Genomic DNA, 19,608 nt, shown 5'->3' with positions numbered 1-19,608 from the left:
CTCGCTCTCGTTATGAGAGCGAGGTTTTTTTATAATTATTGTGTTTATGAATTATGAATAATTATTCAAAAATAGCTTTAGAGGAGGGAAGACATTTTCATGTTGCATATAAAGGAATGGCTGAAGTATGAAGACAATTGAAATACATGAAGGGATTTAATATACACCGAAAAAAACAAATGCTATCTATTGTGAATTTCATTATATTACATTAATGTTCCAAAACTGGAGACATATTTATTTGCGAAGCAGTGAATAAAGGTATATAGTATGTGATGTCATAATTAGTGGATGAATCTTGGGAGAAAACAGGAAATGTTACAAATTTATTTCGTTAAATAGAAACCAAGGTCAAAATGTCTAGAAAGAAATAGTTGAATAAATACTAGCTTCAAATTATAATTACTAGTATTCTTCATATAGTTAAATAGATAAAATCTATTTGAAGATAAAAAATTGAATAGAGAGACAGACTTATAAAAAAATAAGCCTTGGATGATCAAAAGAGGTGGAGAAATGAAACAATTCTTATTAAAAAGTAAAAGTGTGCTAAGCAATCATTTTGGATTCTTTCTGTTTGCTGTTATTTTATTTTGGCTCAAAACATATGCAGCTTATGTAACGGAATTTAATTTAGGAATTTCAAACACAATCCAAAAATTCTTGCTGTTTTTCAACCCGCTTAGTTCAGCAGTTCTATTTTTAGGGCTTGCATTATTCGCAAAGGGGAAACGTGCTTACATTTGGTTAATTGTTATTAATTTGTTAATGTCTATACTTTTATACGCAAACGTAGTATATTATCGTTTTTTCAGCGACTTTATTACGTTCCCGACATTAACACAAACGAATAACTTTGGAGATTTAGGCGGTAGTATTTTTGCATTACTACACGGATATGATCCATTATACTTCTTAGACACAATCATTTTAATTGTTTTAGTTGCAACAAAATTTGTAAATCCTAAACCGATACGTGTTGCGAAACATAAATTATCACTAGTATTTGTAGCAGGTATTTTATTATTCAGCATTAACTTAGGTCTTGCAGAATCTGATCGTCCTGAATTATTAACAAGAACATTTGACCGTAATTATATTGTGAAATATTTAGGGGCATACAACTATACGATTTATGATGGTATTCAAAGTGCGAAAGCATCAACAGAACGGGCGTTAGCTGACGGAGATAATATGACAGAGGTTAGAAATTATCTAGCATCAACATATGCAAGTCCAAACCCTGAGTACTTTGGTAAAGGAAAAGGAATGAACGTAATTTATATTCATTTAGAGTCATTCCAAAACTTTTTAATTGATTATAAATTAAATGGGCAAGAAGTTACACCGTTCTTAAACTCATTTACAAAAGATGCGAATACGTTATACTTTGATAACTTCTTCCATCAAACAGGACAAGGTAAAACATCTGATGCAGAGTTCATGCTAGAAAACTCAATGTTTGGATTACCACAAGGATCTGTTTTTACAAATAAAGCTCATAACACGTATCAATCAGCACCAGCTATTTTAGGTCAACAAGGATACACATCAGCAGTGTTCCACGGTAACTATAAAACATTCTGGAACCGTGATGATATTTATAAATCATTTGGTTTTAATAAATTCTTTGATGCGTCATACTACGATATGAACGAAAAAGATGTAGTAAACTATGGATTAAAAGATAAACCGTTCTTTAACGAATCAATTCCGTTATTACAAACATTGAAACAACCGTTCTATACGAAGTTCATTACGTTATCGAACCATTTCCCTTATCCGATTGATAAAGAGGAAGCGACGATTGAACCAGCTAAAACAGGTGATTCATCAGTAGATACGTATTTCCAAACAGCACGTTATTTAGATGAATCTGTAAAAGGATTCATGGATTATTTGAAACAATCTGGTTTATACGATAACTCAATTATCGTTATGTACGGTGACCATTACGGTATTTCCGATAATCATGGTGCAGCAATGTCTCAAGTAATGGGTAAAGAAATGAACTCATTTGAAAATGCACAACTGCAACGTGTACCATTAATCATTCGTGTCCCAGGAATGAAGGGCGGCGTGCAACATCAATACGGCGGAGAAATTGATGTTCTTCCGACACTATTACACTTACTAGGTACAGATACGAAAAATTATGTCCAGTTCGGATCAGATTTATTATCACCAGAGCATAAACAAGTTGTTCCATTCCGTAACGGTAACTACGTAAGTCCAACAGTTACTGCACTGAACGGCAAATACTATGATACAGCGACTGGTAACCCTGTTGAATTAACAGACGAAATAAAGCAAAATGAACAAATGGTTCAAAAATCACTGAAATACTCTGACCAAGTCGTAAACGGTGACTTATTACGATTCTATACACCGGAAGGATTTACGCCGGTAGATCGTTCGAAGTACAACTATAACCATCGTGATAAAAATAAAACGAAGGTAAAGACGACTGAAGACGGGGAAACGAAATAAATATTAAAGAGCGCTACTCCTATGAGTAGCGCTTTTGTTTGTACATATAACGTTGTCATTATATAGAAACATCTTTCGTTTTTTGTTTCATCTTACCAAAGAATACTACACCGGCAATGATAATAATGATAAAGGCCCATTTTATGAAAGGGTTACTTTCGAAAAATCCAGCGAACCATTTTTCATCTACAATCATTTTCGCGGCAGTATAAGCTAAAACAGCTGCTCCGATTGTAATGATGACAGGGAATCGGTCCACCCATTTTAAAATTAATGTACTACCCCATACTACTACTGGAATGGACACTAATAGTCCAATGATGACTAAAGAAAAATTGCCATGCGCAGCTCCCGCAACAGCGAGTACATTATCAATTCCCATTAATGCATCAGCAATGATAATGGTTTTAATAGCAGACCAAAATCCTTCTTCGGCCTTAATATCATGATCTTTGCCTTCAGCAATTAATTTGTAAGCAATCCATATAAGGAGTACACCACCAATTAGAAGTAGCCCTGGTATTTTTAATAACCAAACGACAACTAAGGTAGCGAGGGCTCTAATCGCGATTGCCCCGATAGTTCCCCATATAATCACTTTCTTTTGTTGATCTTTCGGTAATCGCCTTGCTGCTAATCCAATTACAATGGCATTATCACCGGCTAATACTAAATCGATTACAATGATGGCCAGTAAGGCTGACAAATATTCGGTTGAAAGAAAATCCATACACATATCACTCCTTAAGAGTAATATGTGCTAAAGTGTTGATAATATAAAAAATAGGATTGAATTTGTATATTCAATCCATAATTTCTTACTGTATTTTAATATATATATGTTTTAATTTCGCATAAGCCGCTTTTGCAATCTTTTTTGCTTTTCGTTTCTTTTTCTTAATTTTCGATTCATCTTTTTAATGCGGTTTTCTTTTCTATTATCCCAGTTATCACTTCTGATTTTACTAATAGATTTATCGGTCTTAGCACGAAAACGTCTTACTTTTTTCACGAAGGAAAGGGATATTTTGCCGATAACACCTTGTTTTTCTAATGAATCCTCTTTACCTAGACACCAATCAGGATGAGATAATAAATATTCGAAATCGAATATTATCCCGTATTTTTTATCCATAGAGGTATACCATTCATCTATTGTACACTTATTTTTTGTGTGTAAGTATATTGATCCATCAGCCATAGCGCAACACCAATAGTCAAAATAGCTCCATAGTACCCATTCTTCCGGTACATCTAGTGTTAAAATTACCATTTTTGAATTTTGTCTACCCCAAGCTTTATGATTTCGGTTTGGGTAATTAGTTTCTTCCCAGACCCAAATAGGATAGTTACCTTCGTAATGATCCAATCTTGTTTTAGCAGCGCGCACCATCCAGTCATATGAATATATATCATCTGGATCGATCACTTCTTTATTACCTTCTAAATAACCAAGTTTTTTAAAGTGTTTCCATGCTGCTTCAGTTTGTACTGTATATACGATCATATAACACCTACTTATTTAAACTAGGCTATAGTATAGCATTTGATATTTCAAAGGTACATTTATTTGATTTTTTCTTGCTAAAAGGGAAGGGACATACATTATAGAAATGCTGAATTTCTATATGAGGAAATTCCCAAAACGATAAAAAAAGACTTGATAACCTACTAGAGGAAATCAAGTCTTTTCATTACATACGATTATCGTGCCAGAAGTTTAATGGGAAGTGTTCGTTCTCACTATAGGCTTCTAATTCATATCCTTTTTCCTTCAGTCCTTTAATAATTCCAGGTACTGCTTTTACGGATTGTGGATGAATGTCGTGCATAAGAATAACTTCTGTTGGGTTTGTAGCACCATGTAGAACGTTTTCTACAATTTTAGCTGATGCAGCATCAACTTGCATTTTGTTGTATTTCCAGTCTAATGAATCGATAGTCCAATCCCAAACTTTTAGTCCGTTCTCAACAACTTTGTTGCGAAGAGCTTCGTTTAATCCTGGCATTGAGCCGTAAGCAGGGCGTGTTAATACTGGTGATTTTCCTAGAACACCGGCGATTAAGCCTTGGTCTTCTTTCATTTCATCAACGTAATGACCTTCTGTGTAAAGCTTCTTGTAGTTATGAGTCATACTGTGCATCCCAACATAGTGGCCTTCAGCATTTTCACGTTTTACAAGTTCCGGGAATGCTTTTACGTTTGAACCAATTAGGAAAAATGTTGCTTTTGCATTTTCACTTTTTAACATATCTAAAAGCTCAGCTGTGTATTTTCCAGGACCATCATCAAATGTTAAGTAAGCTACTTTTCTAACTTGCCCATTATATTGTTTTGGAGCTTCTTTCGGTGCAAGAGATGATTGAATTTCACTTACAAGTTGAACAGATTTTGTTTCATCCTCTGTACTTGCTAGAGCAGTATGTACTGATCCAAAAGCGGCTTCGTAAGTAAATAATACCCCCGCGCAAACTAACATAGCCCTTTTTACTAAAGTTGTCATTCGAATTCCATTGTGCATAATTTTCCTTCTCTCTATAAAAGTTCTACTCTACTATATTAGCAATTATAGGGCGGTAATTGCAAAAAACTTTTTTACAAGCGCAAAAAAGTTTGTCCAAAAATATGCAAGATTTTATTATTTTACAGGTTTACTAAAATGAAATAAGAATTGAATGAAAATGCATGTAATTTGTTCATATATATAGTAAATCCAATGAGTGAGTTAGTAGGGTATTGTATACAGAATATGCTAGCGAAGAGGGTGTCTGTTACATTAAAACGCATCTATAAAATTTCACATACCGTATTTTAAAAATACATATAGGAAAACCAAAAAGTAATGTAGAATATATCGTACATGCACATATGAAATCAACATAAAAGATAAAGAGGTGGGCATATGTTACTTGAGGAAGTAATGCAGCAACTAGAGGAGTATGGAACAGAACAAAATCGTAAAACGTATAAGAACCACGGAGCGAAAGAGCCACTATTCGGAGTTAGTTTTGCCAATTTAAAATTGTTAAAAAAGAAGATAAAAAAAGATCATGATTTAGCAATTTTATTATGGGAAACAAAAAATATGGATGCAATGACTTTAGCGACGATGATTTTAGATCCGAAGAAAGTTACGACAGAACAGCTAAATAAATGGGTAAAGGAAGTTGATTATTATTGTTTAATGGACGTTTTGATGACCGCTATTTGTACATCGCCAATCGCGATAGAAAGAATGGAAGAATGGACAAAGTCTGATGATGAATGGATCGGAAGAGCAGGTTGGTCATTATTAGCGAATATCACGATTAAAAATAAAACGTTATATGATGACTTCTTTTTACCGTATCTAGAAGAGATTAAAACTTATATACATAATGAAAAAAATCGTAAAAGAGAAGCGATGAATAGAGCTTTAATTGCAATAGGAGTCCGGAATGAAAGTTTGGAACGACAGGCGATTGAAACTGCACGCGTGATAGGAAAAGTAGAAGTTGATCACGGTGTAACGTCATGTAAAACACCCGATGCAGAAGCCTATATAAAAAAAACAAAAGAAAGAGCTGAAAAAAAGAAAGTGAAATAAGAATAGGAGAACGGCTATGAAACCAATGGAAGCGGCACAAAGCATAATTACATCACAATTTCCGAATTGTGATGTAGCTTTACTGGGAGGAAGCGTTGTACGAGGGGAAGCGACAAAAACATCTGATCTGGACATTGTAATAATTGATTGTAGTTTGTCATCTTGTTATAGAGAATCTTTCTATAGTAATGGATGGCCAGCCGAAGTATTTGTACATAATTTTGAAACGTATAAAACCTTTTTTAAAATGGATTGTGATCGCGGAAGACCTTCGTTACCACAATTAGTTTCAGAGGGAATTGTATTAAAAGGGGAAAATGAAAGTGTTAAGAAATTAAAAAGAGAAGCAAATGATTTACTAAATAAAGGACCAGCTAAATGGACTGAAGAAATGATGAAACAGAAGCGGTATTTTATTACGGATACTTTGGATGATTTTATTGGTGCATCAAAAAGAGAAGAAGAATTGTTTATCGCGAATTTATTAGCTGATTTATTACATGAATATGTATTAAGAGTAAATGGGAAATGGCTTGGAAATTCAAAATGGTTTATAAGGGTACTTAGAAGATATGATGATCAATATGCAGATCAATTTGTAGCGGCGTTTGATCATTTTTATACAACAGGAGAGAAAAGTAAATTAATTACTTTTGTAGAAAAAACGCTAGAACAGTATGGAGGAAGAATGTTCGAAGGATTTTCTATAGGAAAATAAAAAGGGGATAGCACAATGAATGTACCATTCGTTCAATTAAGGGAATTGACACTAGACGATGTAGAAGATCGATTTCAATGGTCATTAGATACAAAAGTAACAAAACATCTAGTTGTACCAGATCAATATCCGCCGTTTACTCGTGAAGAAACGAAAAAATGGATTGAAGCATGTATAAATCGGAAAAATGGCTATGAACAAAGAGCTATCACTGCAGAGCACGGCATACATATTGGATGGGTAGATCTTAAAAACTTTGATAAAACAAATAAAAATGCGGAACTGGGAATCGCAATTGGTGATAAAGAATACTGGGGTAAAGGGTATGGAATAGCGGCTCTATATAGTATGTTACATCTAGCATTCTACGAATTTGAATTAGAAAAAGTTTGGCTACGTGTAGATGAAGATAATTTTCAAGCTAGAAAGAGTTATGAAAAGGTTGGTTTTGTTTGTGAAGGGCTAATGAGAAATGATCGATTACGTCAAGGGAAGTTCATTCATCGTTATCGTTATAGTATGTTAAGGGAAGAATACGAATCTTTGAATAGTGGCTTATAAAAATATTATGTTAACTTAAAGGAGATGGAGTAATATGATTCGATTACTTACGAAAGAAGACGCGAATAAATATTGGGACTTACGTTTACAAGCATTACAAGTAAATCCAGAGGCATTTGTAACAACTTATGAAGAGGCGATTCGTCAGGAAAATCCTATTAGGCGAGTGGAAAGTAATTTAACAGCTACTACTAGTTGTACATTTGGTGCTTTTAATGAAGAGCATCAATTAATTGGAGTTGTTACTTTACTAACAGAAGAGAAAGATGCGTATAAACATAAAGGTCATATCGTTGCGATGTATGTAGATGCAAGTAATCGAAGAAGTGGTCTTGCACGTGAGTTAATACGTAAGGCAATTGAAAGAGCAAGAGAACTGAACTTGGAACAATTGACATTAGGTGTTGTGTCCACAAACGATCCAGCAAAAAAATTGTATGAATCAATGGGTTTTAAAACGTATGGAATTGAAAAAAGAGCTATAAAAATGAACGGTGTGTATAGTGATGATGAACATATGGTGTTGTTCTTTTAAGAGAGGTAGTTTAGCATGAAAGATTTCCATTTAGAAAAAAATATGAATCCGCAAGTAGCGATTTTGTATGCGACGGTTACGGATACATTTAAACGATTGCAAAAGTTAGTGGAAGGTATTGATGAGAAAGAACTGTCTTTTAAAGGGTCAGAAAATAATGAAAATAGCATCGGACAACTACTTCAACATTTAGCAGTAGTCGATTTACATTGGGTGTACCGCTTAAAAGGAGAAGCAGTTCCACTGACATTTGAAAATATATATGGACCTATGTTAAATGAAGTAGGAGAACTGCCAAGTTTAAGAAAACATACGCTGCAACAATTAATGCAAGATTATGAAGCTGTGCAATGTATGTTATATGAGGAATGTATGAAACTAACAGAACACGATTTAACGCGGGAAGTTTTTTATGAAAAGGGAGAAAATGCGACTATAAGGTGGGGGATATGGCATATAGCTGATCATAATCGGTACCATCAAGCTCATATTAGTCAGTTAAGAAGACTATTTAAAGCTAGAATAGATGCGAGATAAAGATTTCGAATTTTAATTATATTTAATTTGTTGTATAGTATAAGAAGAAACTAAACAAGGGGTTTTATAATGAAAGCTATTGCAATAGGGATATTGGCATCATTTTTCTTTGCCTTTACCTTCGTTTTAAACCGGGCGATGGACTTAGAAGGTGGAAGCTGGATTTGGAGTGCTTCATTACGGTACTACTTTATGGTTCCAATGCTTTTACTTATTGTCATGTATAGAGGAAACTTAAAGCAACTCTTTCAATATATGAGAAACAATCCGAAAGAATGGTTAGTGTGGAGTATCGTTGGATTTGGCCTCTTTTATGCTCCGCTTAGTTTTGCTGGAGCTTTTGGACCTGGTTGGCTTGTTGCATCAACATGGCAAATTACAATCGTCGCAGGAATTTTGTTAACACCATTTTTTGCAGTGGATCCATTACATAAAAAACTTCCAATGAAAGAATTAGTTATGTCGGGCATTATTCTATGCGGTGTTGTACTCATGCAAATAGAACATGCTTCTTCATTAGGAATTCGTGAAACCGTTTTATGTGTCGTTCCTGTACTTATTGCAGCGTTTGCGTATCCTCTTGGAAATCGAAAAATGATGCAAGTTTGTAAAGGGGAGTTAGATGTATTCCAGCGAGTTCTCGGTATGACATTAGCAAGCCTACCATTCTGGTTTTTACTATCTGGTTATGAAGTATCAACAGGCGGGCTACCGTCAAGTAGTCAAGTTTTTCAATGTTTTATAGTAGCGGTTAGTTCAGGTTTAATTGCGACTGTATTATTCTTCTTTGCGACAGATCTTGTAAAAGATGATCCACAAAAACTAGCAACAGTCGAAGCAACTCAGTCTGGTGAAGTATTATTTGCGCTAGCAGGAGAGCTCATCTTGCTATCTGCGCCAATTCCGTCATCTTTATCTTGGATTGGTATGAGCCTAGTTATTATTGGGATGATACTACATAGTTATGTGGCTGTAGTTGTGAAAAAAGAAGAAAAAATAACGGCGTAATGAGATTAGCTCTTTATAGAAAGAGCTAGTCTTTTTTCATGGAAAGGGATGTAGAAATGAATTTGCAACGCGTGAAACAAATTGAGAAAGATCCAATTTTAAATGTGTTACAGTATGCAGTCGGGCCAAGTGAAGCTAGCTTAAAGAAAGCAGTTTTATATTATCAAAGTAATAAAGGGACTTTGTACAGATATGAAGAAGAGGCTTGTATAGGTATTGAAATAATCGGAGCAAATAAAGCGAGAATTTGCCATATAGCAGTCCTTCCACAATATCGTTATAAAGGAATTGCGTTGCAAATGATAAAGGAAGTAGTAAGACTACATCAATTGACTTATGTAGAAGCAGAGACAGACAAAGAGGCAGTAGCATTTTATAAGAAAATTGGTTTTCAAGTTAAAAGTTTAGGAGAAAGATATCCGGGAGTCGAAAGGTTTCAATGCTATCTGGAAGAATAGCATTAAAAATATGTAAATATACATATTGAGTATAGTTTGAAAAAAGTAAGAATTACATTATATAATAAAGGTATCTGGAAAAATATAGATAAAAGAAATTAGGTGTATAACACATGAGAATGGATAAAAGTAAATTTATAAAAATTGCTACTTCAATAGGAGTGTCATCTTTTTTATTAACGGGCTGTGGAGATTATGAAGAAGAAACGGCCCAGAAAGAAAGTACTACTGTTAAAACAGATGGTGGAAAACAAGCGAATGAACAAGAAACATTAAATTGTGATGACAAAACTCCTACTAATGAAAATGTAGAAAATGATGAGTTATGTAAAGAAAATAATCCATCATTTTCATCGTATAATGAAAATTCACATTTACCAATACTTCCATTCGTAGCAGGATATTTATTAGCAAGCAGAACCCCAAATATGAATTATACAGCAAAATCAAATGTAATGAAGAAACCGTATACAAATAACATTATTCCATATCGTGAAAAAGACCAAAGTAGAACTGGTGGCAGCGGTGGTGGAGGATATTACGGCGGCACTAACAGTAACAATAATAACTCTTCCAATAAAGTGGATTTAAATAAACAACAGCCAAATTCTTCAAATAAAGTGACGCCAGATACAAATACGCCGAAATCATCTACGACACAAACGCCGAAAGTGAATCCTGGTTCCAGTGGAATTGGAAACGCAAAAGCACCAGCGGGATCATAAAATGAAAGGATAATGGAGTTATGTATACAGAACAAGAGCAGAAAGAGTATATGAAAGTATGGTTTTCACTTGCGGAAGAGGCTGGTAGGAATGGATTTACATGGCCGAGCCTTTTAGAGAAGGAAGAATGGAATCAATATATGGCAACGGGTATGTATCGTATGCCAGTAAACACATATACTGCTATTTCAAAAGCGACAGAGGAAATTATGTATGTATTATATAGAACGTATCAATATATTGTAAATACGACAGAAGATTTTCAAAAACTAGGATTTCCAGCTGAAACGTGGGAAATTGTGAGAATGAAACATATTGGTTTATTTTCATATTTTACAAGGTTTGACTTTATCGTAAATGGTGAAGATATAAAGTTAATAGAAGTAAATTGTGATACACCAACAGGTTATTTAGAGCCGTCAGTCGCAAACGAAGTTTTGTGCCGTTATCATGAAGTGAACCATCCGAATCATATAGAAGAACATATTGTGCAGGCATGGGAACAAATTAAACATGACTATAATATAGGTCCTGAAGAGACGATATATTTTACTAGTTATGATTGGCACGATGAAGATCATCAAACAGTTCGATTTTTAAAAAGCTATTGCTTAGATCAATCAACGGACTATATAGGTATACAAGATATCGTCGTGGCAGATGATGGTATATATACGCCAAATGGTGAACGAATCCATTATTTATATAGACTATATCCAATTGAATATTTAGTTTTAGATGCCGATAAAAATGGAAAAAGAATTGGACTCCAATTTTTAGATCATATAGCGCAAGGAAAAGTGAAAATCATAAATCCACCGGCTGCTTTTCTTATGCAAAATAAAAGTGTACTCGCATTAATTTGGCAACTTTATGAAGAGGAAGTTTTCTTTGAGGAAGAAGAGCGAGGAATCATTCAGAAATACTTCCTACCAACATATTTTACAAATAAAACATTTATAGAAAAAAATGAATCATATGTTTCTAAACCTTTATACGGCCGTGAAGGTGGAGGGGTATCTATATACGAAAATGATAAATTATTAGCTGAAGATAAAACAGAGTACTACTTTGAACAACGGAAAATATATCAGCAATATATAGAAATGCCTGACTATACAATTGACACGTGGGATGGTCCGTATACTGGTAAACTATTAATTGGCTCTCATTGTATAAGCGGAAGAGCCGCAGGGTTATTTTTACGTGTAGGTGAGAAAATAACGGGAAACTTATCGATGTTTACGGGGGTTACGATTGAAGGATAAGAAGTATATGAAAAAAGGGCATTACAAGAACAAATATATTATTTCAAAAATTGATCAAATAATTAGTTACATATAAATGAATTTATAATTGGTGAACGCATCTTATATCTAGCATTAAAAAGATGCTATGTGGAAATTTAAATAGGAGGTATATCAAGTCTTATGTTTCTCAAATTATTTTAAGTGAGTACTAGACAATTGTAATAGGTGAAATAGTATGTTTTTATCGTATAAAAATAAAGCAGTTGCTTGAACTTATTTTATTTTGTGAAAATGCTTGTTTCGATAAGATATTTATAAAGTAGTTTTGATTAAGGAAGTTCATTACGTTTTGTGTTATTTTCTATTTTGGGAATTTCACGTGAACAGTTTTAGGGTAGAGCACTTTGAAATTAAATGTGCTCTTTTCATTTTGAAAAAATATTATTAAAAATCGTTGATATATACGAATTAAAGTGGGACAAATTATATAAATATTAGTATAATTCGATAGTGGTATATTTGATGGGAAATACGATGATATTTAATTTATTTTTGAAATGGGGAGAAGCATATGAAGAGTGATTATATTTCCAAAACTACTTCACTTAGTACTCAAGTATTAAATCAAGGGGAGGTACTTGCTGCATTAGAACGTTCACTAGCTATGATTGAGTTTGATCCCTATGGAAAAGTAATCTGGGCAAATCATAATTTTGCATATGCAATGGGCTATGAAGTGGATGAACTATTAAACAGTCATCATCGTCAGTTTTGTACTTCACAGTTTGTTCAAAGTCCAGAATATGATATCTTTTGGAGGAATTTTCGGAATGGAGTCTCATTTCAAAGGAAAATACAGAGAATTACGAAACAAGGGAAAACGATATGGCTAGAAGCGACGTATACCCCCGTTATAGATAAGAATGGAGAGATTCAAGCGGTTATTAAAGTCGCTACAGATATTACTGCACGTGAAGATGGCACGGCAAAGGTAACACATGAATTGCAAGAGATGGCGGAAAATCTAAAGGAACGTGCGCAAGAAGGAATTAAGCGTAGTCATATGGTTTCCGCGGCCATTAAACAAATAGTTGAACAAACGAATGACAATATGAAATTATTACAAGAGCTTAACGAATAAACTAATATTATACGCGACATGGTGAAAACGATTAATGAAATTGCCACACAAACTAATTTATTAGCCTTAAATGCTGGAATTCAGGCCGCTCATGCGGGTACTTATGGTAGTGGTTTTAATGTTGTTGCAAATGAAGTTCGTAATTTAGCAAATAAAGTTAAAAACGTAACTAAAGATGTACACTTTAATGTAGAGAATATAACCAAGCAGGTACAAAAGATTAGTGCAGGGACTCTACAATCAGAAAAGAGTGTTACTGAAAGTTACTCATGTATAGAACAAGCAGTTCATGAATTCAATGGTATTGGTGAAGCGGCCCAGAGACTTGATACACAGGCAAAAACTATAGTAGAGCAACTACAAGGACAAAAATAACCACGCATATTCCTGAATATTAAGATTCGAATCTGTAAATCTATAAATTTTTATATGAGTAAAAACTATATATAAGAAACACATTTTGAATTTACATATCTCATATTATTGTTAAAACGAGGTATTTGTTCTCTTGTCGAAAAAGAATCACTATTATAATATGTGATTCTTTTTTAATATTATATTTGTGGGTGATTTTAAAAATTGAAAAATATTTTGTTGATTGATAAAATCTATATATTTTTAGGATATGTTAAAGCCTCGTGCTATATATTTTAAAAATCAATTTGTTTTTATAGTTCGATATTTTATAAATATGAAAAAATGATTAAGTTAAAAATTAAGAAAAATATGATAATATATATTTATGTATAAGTTTAAATATATAGGGTTAGTGGGGGAACCGTTATGAAAATGAATGAAATAGTAGCAAGTACACAATCTCCGAATACCATTGAAACGATTATAAGAGATCTAAAAGCATTAGGAGTCCAAAAAGGAATGACAATAATCGTTCATTCTTCATTAAGTTCTATCGGCTGGATATCTGGCGGAGCAGTTGCTGTAGTAGAGGCGTTAATGAAAGTGATTACGGAAGAGGGTACAATTATTATGCCAACGCAATCTTCGGATTTATCTGATCCGAAACATTGGTCAAGACCACCTGTACCAGAAGAATGGTGGCAAATCATTCGGGATAACGTCCCGGCATTTGAGCCACATATAACACCAACAAGGGCAATGGGAAAAGTAGTTGAATGTTTTCGTACATATCCGAATGTAGTACGCAGCAACCATCCATTAGGAAGTTTTGCTGCATGGGGAAAGCAGGCAGAAGAAATAACGATGAATCAGTCACTATCAATGAGTTTAGGAGAGGAATCTCCATTAAGAAAAATATACGATTTAGACGGATACGTATTATTAATTGGTGTTGGATATGATTCCAATACGTCTGTACATTTATCTGAAGTACGTACTGGTGCATGTGAGTTAATAAACGTGGGGGCACCTATTATAGAAAATGGGGAAAGAGTATGGAAAGAGTTTTTTGATATGGATTACGATTCTGATAAGTTTGTAGAAATCGGTGTCGAGTTTGAACAAAAGGGAACTGTAACAAATGGAAAAATAGGAAATGCAACGTGCCGACTTATGAAACAACGAGATATTGTTGACTTTGGAACAGAATGGTTTCGTAAGAAAAATCAGTAAGGGATGGTTACAATGAAGGGGAAAAAGGTATTAATTACGAGTGGTGGTTGTTTAGAAAAATGGGACCAAGTGCGTGGTCATACGAATATGGCAAAAGGAACTATTGGAAGAATAATTGCCGAAGAGCTTATAAGTAAAGGGGCACATGTTATATATTTACACGGTTATTTTGCCGAGAAACCAAAAGATATAAATAATCAATTAGAATTACACCCATTTGAAGGAATTGTTGATTTACAAGATAAAATGAAAAGTATTATTACATATGAAAAAATCGATGCGGTTATTATGGCAGCGGCTGGATCAGATTGGATTGTAGACAAAATTTGTGATCAAGATGGAAATACTCTTGATATGAATGGGAAAATTTCAAGTGATATAGCGCCAATTATTCATTTTCAAAAGGCTCCAAAAGTATTAAAACAAATAAAAGAGTGGGCTCCAGAAACGGTACTCGTTGGCTTTAAACTTGAAAGCGATATAAATGAAGAAGAACTGTTTAAAAGAGCGAAAAATAGAATGGCAGAAGCAAAAGCAAACGTAATGATTGCAAATTCACCACATTCTTTATATTCGCGCGGAGCGGTACACTACGTAATTGGACAAGACGGTAAAGAGAAGTTATGTAATGGGAAAGATGAAACAGCGAAAGAAATTGTCAAAAGGTTAGAAGTACTATGTAATCACATTACTGCTTTATAATTTTAAGTATTTGGATAAGAGTGAATCCGCATAGTATATATAGGTAAGCGAAACTTTAATTTATGGGAATTTTACTTTTACACGAATATTAAACGTTAACCATTCAAGATGGGTACATAGAATAATTGGTCAGGAGTGGATTCTATGGAACATTTATTAAAGCAAGCTATAAAACTTAGAAATGAAAAGAAATATGCACAGTCTAGAGAGATACTTATCGGATTAACAAATTTTACGAGGGATGCAGAAGTACTTTATCAATGTGCTTGGATACATGATGTAATGGGGCTTGAAACGGAAGCTATGCCTTATTATGAACAAGCAATTGCGAACGGACTTGAAGGGGAGTCACTTTGCGGTGCTTATATTGGCTTGGGCAGTACATATCGTTGTATAGGTGAGTATGATAAAGCAATTACAGTTTTAGAAACAGGTTTGCAGCAGTTTCCGGATAATGATGCGATAAAAGTATTTTTGTCATTAGCAAAATATAACGTAAACGATCATGAATCCGCAATGAAATTATTACTTGAAACAGTTTTGAAAGTAGAGGAAGTAAAAGAATTTGAACGTGCCATTTCATTTTATAAAGACCATTTAGACGAGGTTTTTAAATAGAGGGTGAACGTATGAATGTCGGACTATCACGAAGGCGAACAGGTATTTGGTTTGGACTAATATCTTTCATCTTGTTATCAAACTATTTATTGTATGCTCTTCCGATTGTACCAGATGCTCCGAAAGAAGTAGTTCTCGGGTCATTATTAGATTGTATGTTTGTAATTCCAATCATCACGTATTTCTTTATTATTCGAAAAAGATACTCGTTAACGTATATATTTCCTATTGTAATAGCTGGTTATATTTTTGTAAGATTTATTATTCCAAGTGACTATTTACAATCTTTTTCATATGTTTCTTATATTATTGTTGCGGGAGAAATTGCATTTGTTTGCTTAGAGTTATTCCTTCTATATAAAATTGTTAGAATGCTTCCTAACATAATAAAAAGATATAAAGAATATAAAAGTGAGTATTCTTCATTTTCTTATGCAATTGATGCAGCGTTTGACGCTACTATGAAAAGAAGTAAGTTAGTAGATATCATTGTAACAGAGTGTAAGTTAATCTATTATGCATTTTTATCGTGGCATGAAAAAGTACCAAAAGGTGAATGCGTATACTCATATCACAAAAAGACTGGTGCAATAGGTGTATACATCATGATGATCCATGCGACCTTAATAGAAAGTATCGGTTTTCATTATTTACTTCATCAATGGAATCCAGTAATAGCATGGATTTTACTTATTTTAAACGTGTATGCAATGTTTTATTTTTTAGCTGAAATACAAGCAATGCGTAAAAATCCGATTATCATTACAGAAGAACAAATAATTATTCAAATCGGATTAGGAAAGAAAATTATTATACCATTTGCACGCATCGATACAATTGTGTTTTATAAAGGAGAATCTTTAAAGAAAGAGAAAGAGGTCCTTGACGCAACTGTGATGGAATTTATAAAGGAACCTCCAACATTTGAAATAACACTAAAAGAGCCAGTAAAGGCACGATTGTTATATGGATTTTCTAAAACTGTAAGTCGTGTTTACTTAAATGTTGATGAGGAACGGAAATTTTATGATATGGTTACGGAGAAGTTGAAACGTGGATAATGCTATTGGAGTTCCTTCTAACTTAGAAGGGGCTTTTTTTGTGAAGTAGAAAATGTGATTATATAAATTTTAAATAAAAAAACAATGAATAAATTGATTGAACGCCTTCTTAGTGCAAAAATAAAGGGTTATAATGAAAGAACTAAAATAAAAGGGGCATTTAAAACATGAGTTGCTTACGTCCGTCAGGGATTGAAATTATTGAAAGAAAAATTCGCTATGATGCTACAACAGTAGATCATGCTTGTTTATTAATAGAAACGCAGCCAGATAAAATTGTTTTATACCATGAAGTACAGTACTCTTTTACAATGACAGCAAACGATACGAAGTTAACGATCCCGAAAGGAAGTTATACAGTTGCATATTACTGGAGGAGTCGTCCGTATAATTTATACGTTTGGAGAGATCAGGATGGAAGTTATCTAGGTTCTTATTTTAATATTGTAAAGAATACTGATATAACGGATGAAGTGGTATCCTTTGAAGATTTAATCCTTGATATTATGGTACTTCCAAGTGGAGAATCTTTTATATTGGATGAGGATGAATTACCTGAGCCGTTAGAACATTTTGAAGATGGATATGTAGAAAAAGCTCTTCATACAGTGAAAAATACAATTCAAGAATCGCTTCCGAATATCATTTCAGAAACTGCTAGCATTTTTAAAATTAAATAATGTTCATTAAAACCCAGTTGACTTATCGGAAAAATTTGTATAATATGTAGTTAATTCTATAACGTATAGCTGATTGGAGAAACCAAAGGCATTTCATTTTGTAATGAAATGCCTTTGGTTTTTTTATTATATAAATACTGAATCTATTCATTTAGATGAATCATTTCAAGGAGGGGGAAAAATGACTGTTTCAATTGATGGAGTATCAAAATATTTTTCGAAACAAACTGGTACTGTTCAAGTATTAAAAGATATTAATTTCCAATTAGAAAAAGGGGATTTTGTTACAGTAATTGGTCCGAGTGGTTGCGGAAAAAGTACACTATTAAAAATTATTGCAGGTTTAGACAGCGATTTTGAAGGTGAAGTCATTATTGATGGGGAGCACATAACAAAACCGAGTAAGAAGCAAGGGTTTATATTTCAAGAACACCGTCTGTTTCCATGGTTAACAGTCGAAGAGAATATTGCAGCTGATTTGTCATTAAAAGATAAGTATGTGAAGGATAAGGTGAAAGACTGGGTTGAAATCGTCCGGTTAGACGGTTTTGAAAAATCATATCCGAAAGAAATATCAGGCGGGATGTCACAACGTGTTGCGATTGCAAGAGCGTTGCTAAGGGATCCGAATGTATTATTGCTTGATGAACCATTTGGCGCACTTGATGCGTTTACCCGAAGTCATTTGCAAGAAGTGCTGCTCAACATTTGGGAACAAAAAAAGACGACAATGATATTCGTTACACATGATATAGACGAAGCCATATATCTTTCGAGCCGAATTATTATCATGAGTGCAAAGCCTGGAAAAATACATAAAGTGATTGAAAATAATTTACCTTATCCGCGTAGTAAAACTTCGGAGTCATTCCAAGAAATTCGAAAGAAAGTATTACAGCAGTTTGAACACGGGGGACTAATTCAAACAAGTATATAGAGAAAGAGTGAGTATATATGTATAAGAAAATTAAAGTTCTTTCTTTTGCTTTAGCTATTTCTTTATTTTTATTCGGATGTGAAAAAAGCACAGCGAGTAGTAAGAAGGAAGATATAACAGTACAAATTGGTATACAGCAAGGATTAAGTCCACTATTACTCGCACAGAAAAAAGGATGGTTTGAAGAAGAATTTAAAAAAGAAGGGGTTAAAGTGAAATGGACGGAGTTTCAAAGCGGGCCTCCCTATTTTGAGGCTATCGCATCGAATCGATTAGACTTTGGTGAAGTTGGGAACTCCCCAGTTATTTCCGCGCAAGCAGCAGGTATTGAATTTACCGAAATTGCTAATACAAGTTATGCAAGAAAAGGAACAGGAATTCTTATACAAAAAGATAGCAAGATTACGAGTGTAAAAGAATTAAAAGGTAAAAAAATTGCAGTTGCAAAAGGAAGTAGCGCTTTTAATTTATTGTATCGAGCACTAGATAAGGAAGGTATCAATGCAAAAGATGTAAATGTTATTCAGTTACAACCAGATGAAGCACAGCCAGCATTTGAATCAGGAGCAGTAGATGCATGGGCAATTTGGGATCCTTTCATATCGTTACATACGGTAAATAAAGGAGCGAAGGTGATTGCAGATGGTGACACATTGAATGTTTCTTCACCAGAGTTTTTAATAACAAGAACAATGTTTGCGAAAGAACATCCAGAGTTAGTTGAGAAATTCCTCAAAATTTATGAAAAAGCACGCATATGGCAAGATGAAAATTTGGATGAAGCAATAAAAATATATACTTCAACCAAGAAGATAGATGCAGAGATTGTAAAAGAAGTGTTTAATCATGACAAACCCATTTTAGTTCCAGTAACGAAAGAAATAATAGCAGAACAACAAAAGACAGCAGATTTTCAATATAAGCTCGGTTCTATAAAGAAAGAAATAAAGACAAATAAAGTTGTAGATAATTCTTTCGTAGAAAAAGCATTAAAGGCGAAGTGAAAAGAG

Annotated in this window: 22 protein-coding genes; 19 read left to right on the top strand and 3 right to left on the bottom strand. The window is 33.7% G+C overall.

Features of this window, described 5'->3' with window-relative positions; all coding sequences use genetic code 11:
* Positions 1-516: 516 nt before the first annotated feature.
* Complete coding sequence (ltaS, locus tag KVT31_RS19795) at positions 517-2,490, top strand: lipoteichoic acid synthase (RefSeq protein WP_088096748.1); 1,974 nt, start codon at positions 517-519, stop codon at positions 2,488-2,490.
* Between the two features lie 58 nt (positions 2,491-2,548).
* On the opposite strand, the gene KVT31_RS19790 is transcribed toward ltaS, so the two are convergent.
* From KVT31_RS19790 to KVT31_RS19780, 3 genes are all read right to left on the bottom strand, one after another.
* Positions 2,549-3,220: a TerC family protein gene (locus tag KVT31_RS19790; protein ID WP_088096747.1), complete on the bottom strand. Its 672-nt coding sequence runs from the start codon at positions 3,218-3,220 to the stop codon at positions 2,549-2,551.
* 114 nt (positions 3,221-3,334) lie between these two features.
* Positions 3,335-3,997, bottom strand: a complete 663-nt coding sequence (locus tag KVT31_RS19785) for a DUF3841 domain-containing protein (RefSeq protein ID WP_088096746.1) — start codon at positions 3,995-3,997, stop codon at positions 3,335-3,337.
* A 187-nt stretch (positions 3,998-4,184) separates the two neighbouring features.
* Positions 4,185-5,012: a peptidoglycan-N-acetylglucosamine deacetylase gene (locus tag KVT31_RS19780; RefSeq protein ID WP_088096745.1), complete on the bottom strand. Its 828-nt coding sequence runs from the start codon at positions 5,010-5,012 to the stop codon at positions 4,185-4,187.
* 381 nt (positions 5,013-5,393) lie between these two features.
* On the opposite strand from KVT31_RS19780, the gene KVT31_RS19775 reads away from it, so the two are divergent.
* The 18 genes from KVT31_RS19775 (at position 5,394) to KVT31_RS19695 (ending at position 19,602) form a co-directional block, all read left to right on the top strand.
* Entirely contained in the window at positions 5,394-6,077 is a 684-nt protein-coding gene (locus KVT31_RS19775; RefSeq protein WP_088096744.1) for a DNA alkylation repair protein, read from the top strand.
* Positions 6,078-6,093: 16 nt separating this feature from the next.
* On the top strand, positions 6,094-6,795 hold the full coding sequence (locus KVT31_RS19770; RefSeq protein WP_088096743.1) for a nucleotidyltransferase domain-containing protein: 702 nt from the start codon (positions 6,094-6,096) through the stop codon (positions 6,793-6,795).
* A 15-nt stretch (positions 6,796-6,810) separates the two neighbouring features.
* Positions 6,811-7,356: a GNAT family N-acetyltransferase gene (locus tag KVT31_RS19765; RefSeq protein ID WP_088096742.1), complete on the top strand. Its 546-nt coding sequence runs from the start codon at positions 6,811-6,813 to the stop codon at positions 7,354-7,356.
* A 34-nt stretch (positions 7,357-7,390) separates the two neighbouring features.
* A complete protein-coding gene (locus KVT31_RS19760; protein ID WP_088096741.1) occupies positions 7,391-7,891 on the top strand; it encodes a GNAT family N-acetyltransferase in 501 nt (166 codons plus the stop codon).
* A 15-nt stretch (positions 7,892-7,906) separates the two neighbouring features.
* Positions 7,907-8,428: a DinB family protein gene (locus KVT31_RS19755; RefSeq protein WP_088096740.1), complete on the top strand. Its 522-nt coding sequence runs from the start codon at positions 7,907-7,909 to the stop codon at positions 8,426-8,428.
* A 69-nt stretch (positions 8,429-8,497) separates the two neighbouring features.
* On the top strand, positions 8,498-9,436 hold the full coding sequence (locus tag KVT31_RS19750) for a DMT family transporter (protein ID WP_088096739.1): 939 nt from the start codon (positions 8,498-8,500) through the stop codon (positions 9,434-9,436).
* A gap of 56 nt (positions 9,437-9,492) precedes the next feature.
* Complete coding sequence (locus KVT31_RS19745; RefSeq protein WP_088096738.1) at positions 9,493-9,894, top strand: GNAT family N-acetyltransferase; 402 nt, start codon at positions 9,493-9,495, stop codon at positions 9,892-9,894.
* Between the two features lie 113 nt (positions 9,895-10,007).
* Positions 10,008-10,619 (top strand): hypothetical protein, encoded by a 612-nt coding sequence (locus KVT31_RS19740; protein WP_088096737.1) that lies wholly within the window; start codon positions 10,008-10,010, stop codon positions 10,617-10,619.
* 20 nt (positions 10,620-10,639) lie between these two features.
* Positions 10,640-11,887: a glutathionylspermidine synthase family protein gene (locus tag KVT31_RS19735; RefSeq protein WP_088096736.1), complete on the top strand. Its 1,248-nt coding sequence runs from the start codon at positions 10,640-10,642 to the stop codon at positions 11,885-11,887.
* Between the two features lie 553 nt (positions 11,888-12,440).
* Positions 12,441-13,010: a PAS domain-containing protein gene (locus KVT31_RS30730; RefSeq protein ID WP_217563212.1), complete on the top strand. Its 570-nt coding sequence runs from the start codon at positions 12,441-12,443 to the stop codon at positions 13,008-13,010.
* Positions 13,011-13,031: 21 nt separating this feature from the next.
* The gene (locus KVT31_RS30725; RefSeq protein WP_308162488.1) at positions 13,032-13,385 is read left to right on the top strand and encodes a methyl-accepting chemotaxis protein; all 354 of its coding nucleotides are present in this window, start codon (positions 13,032-13,034) and stop codon (positions 13,383-13,385) included.
* A gap of 414 nt (positions 13,386-13,799) precedes the next feature.
* Positions 13,800-14,600, top strand: coding sequence for an AAC(3) family N-acetyltransferase (locus KVT31_RS19725; RefSeq protein ID WP_170930144.1), 801 nt, complete (start codon positions 13,800-13,802; stop codon positions 14,598-14,600).
* A gap of 12 nt (positions 14,601-14,612) precedes the next feature.
* Complete coding sequence (locus KVT31_RS19720) at positions 14,613-15,302, top strand: phosphopantothenoylcysteine decarboxylase domain-containing protein (RefSeq protein ID WP_088096734.1); 690 nt, start codon at positions 14,613-14,615, stop codon at positions 15,300-15,302.
* 144 nt (positions 15,303-15,446) lie between these two features.
* Positions 15,447-15,920, top strand: coding sequence for a tetratricopeptide repeat protein (locus tag KVT31_RS19715; protein ID WP_140392476.1), 474 nt, complete (start codon positions 15,447-15,449; stop codon positions 15,918-15,920).
* An 11-nt stretch (positions 15,921-15,931) separates the two neighbouring features.
* Positions 15,932-16,981, top strand: coding sequence for a hypothetical protein (locus tag KVT31_RS19710; protein WP_088096732.1), 1,050 nt, complete (start codon positions 15,932-15,934; stop codon positions 16,979-16,981).
* 167 nt (positions 16,982-17,148) lie between these two features.
* Complete coding sequence (locus KVT31_RS19705; protein ID WP_088096731.1) at positions 17,149-17,661, top strand: ribonuclease FAU-1 family protein; 513 nt, start codon at positions 17,149-17,151, stop codon at positions 17,659-17,661.
* 181 nt (positions 17,662-17,842) lie between these two features.
* Positions 17,843-18,598, top strand: a complete 756-nt coding sequence (locus tag KVT31_RS19700; protein WP_088096730.1) for an ABC transporter ATP-binding protein — start codon at positions 17,843-17,845, stop codon at positions 18,596-18,598.
* A gap of 17 nt (positions 18,599-18,615) precedes the next feature.
* Positions 18,616-19,602 (top strand): aliphatic sulfonate ABC transporter substrate-binding protein, encoded by a 987-nt coding sequence (locus tag KVT31_RS19695; RefSeq protein ID WP_088096729.1) that lies wholly within the window; start codon positions 18,616-18,618, stop codon positions 19,600-19,602.
* Positions 19,603-19,608 lie beyond the last annotated feature (6 nt).

Source organism: Bacillus sp. GbtcB14 (genome assembly GCF_019091205.1).
GTDB classification, from domain to species: Bacteria; Bacillota; Bacilli; order Bacillales; family Bacillaceae_G; genus Bacillus_A; species Bacillus_A cereus_AG.
This window is presented reverse-complemented; position numbering and strand designations above follow the sequence as displayed.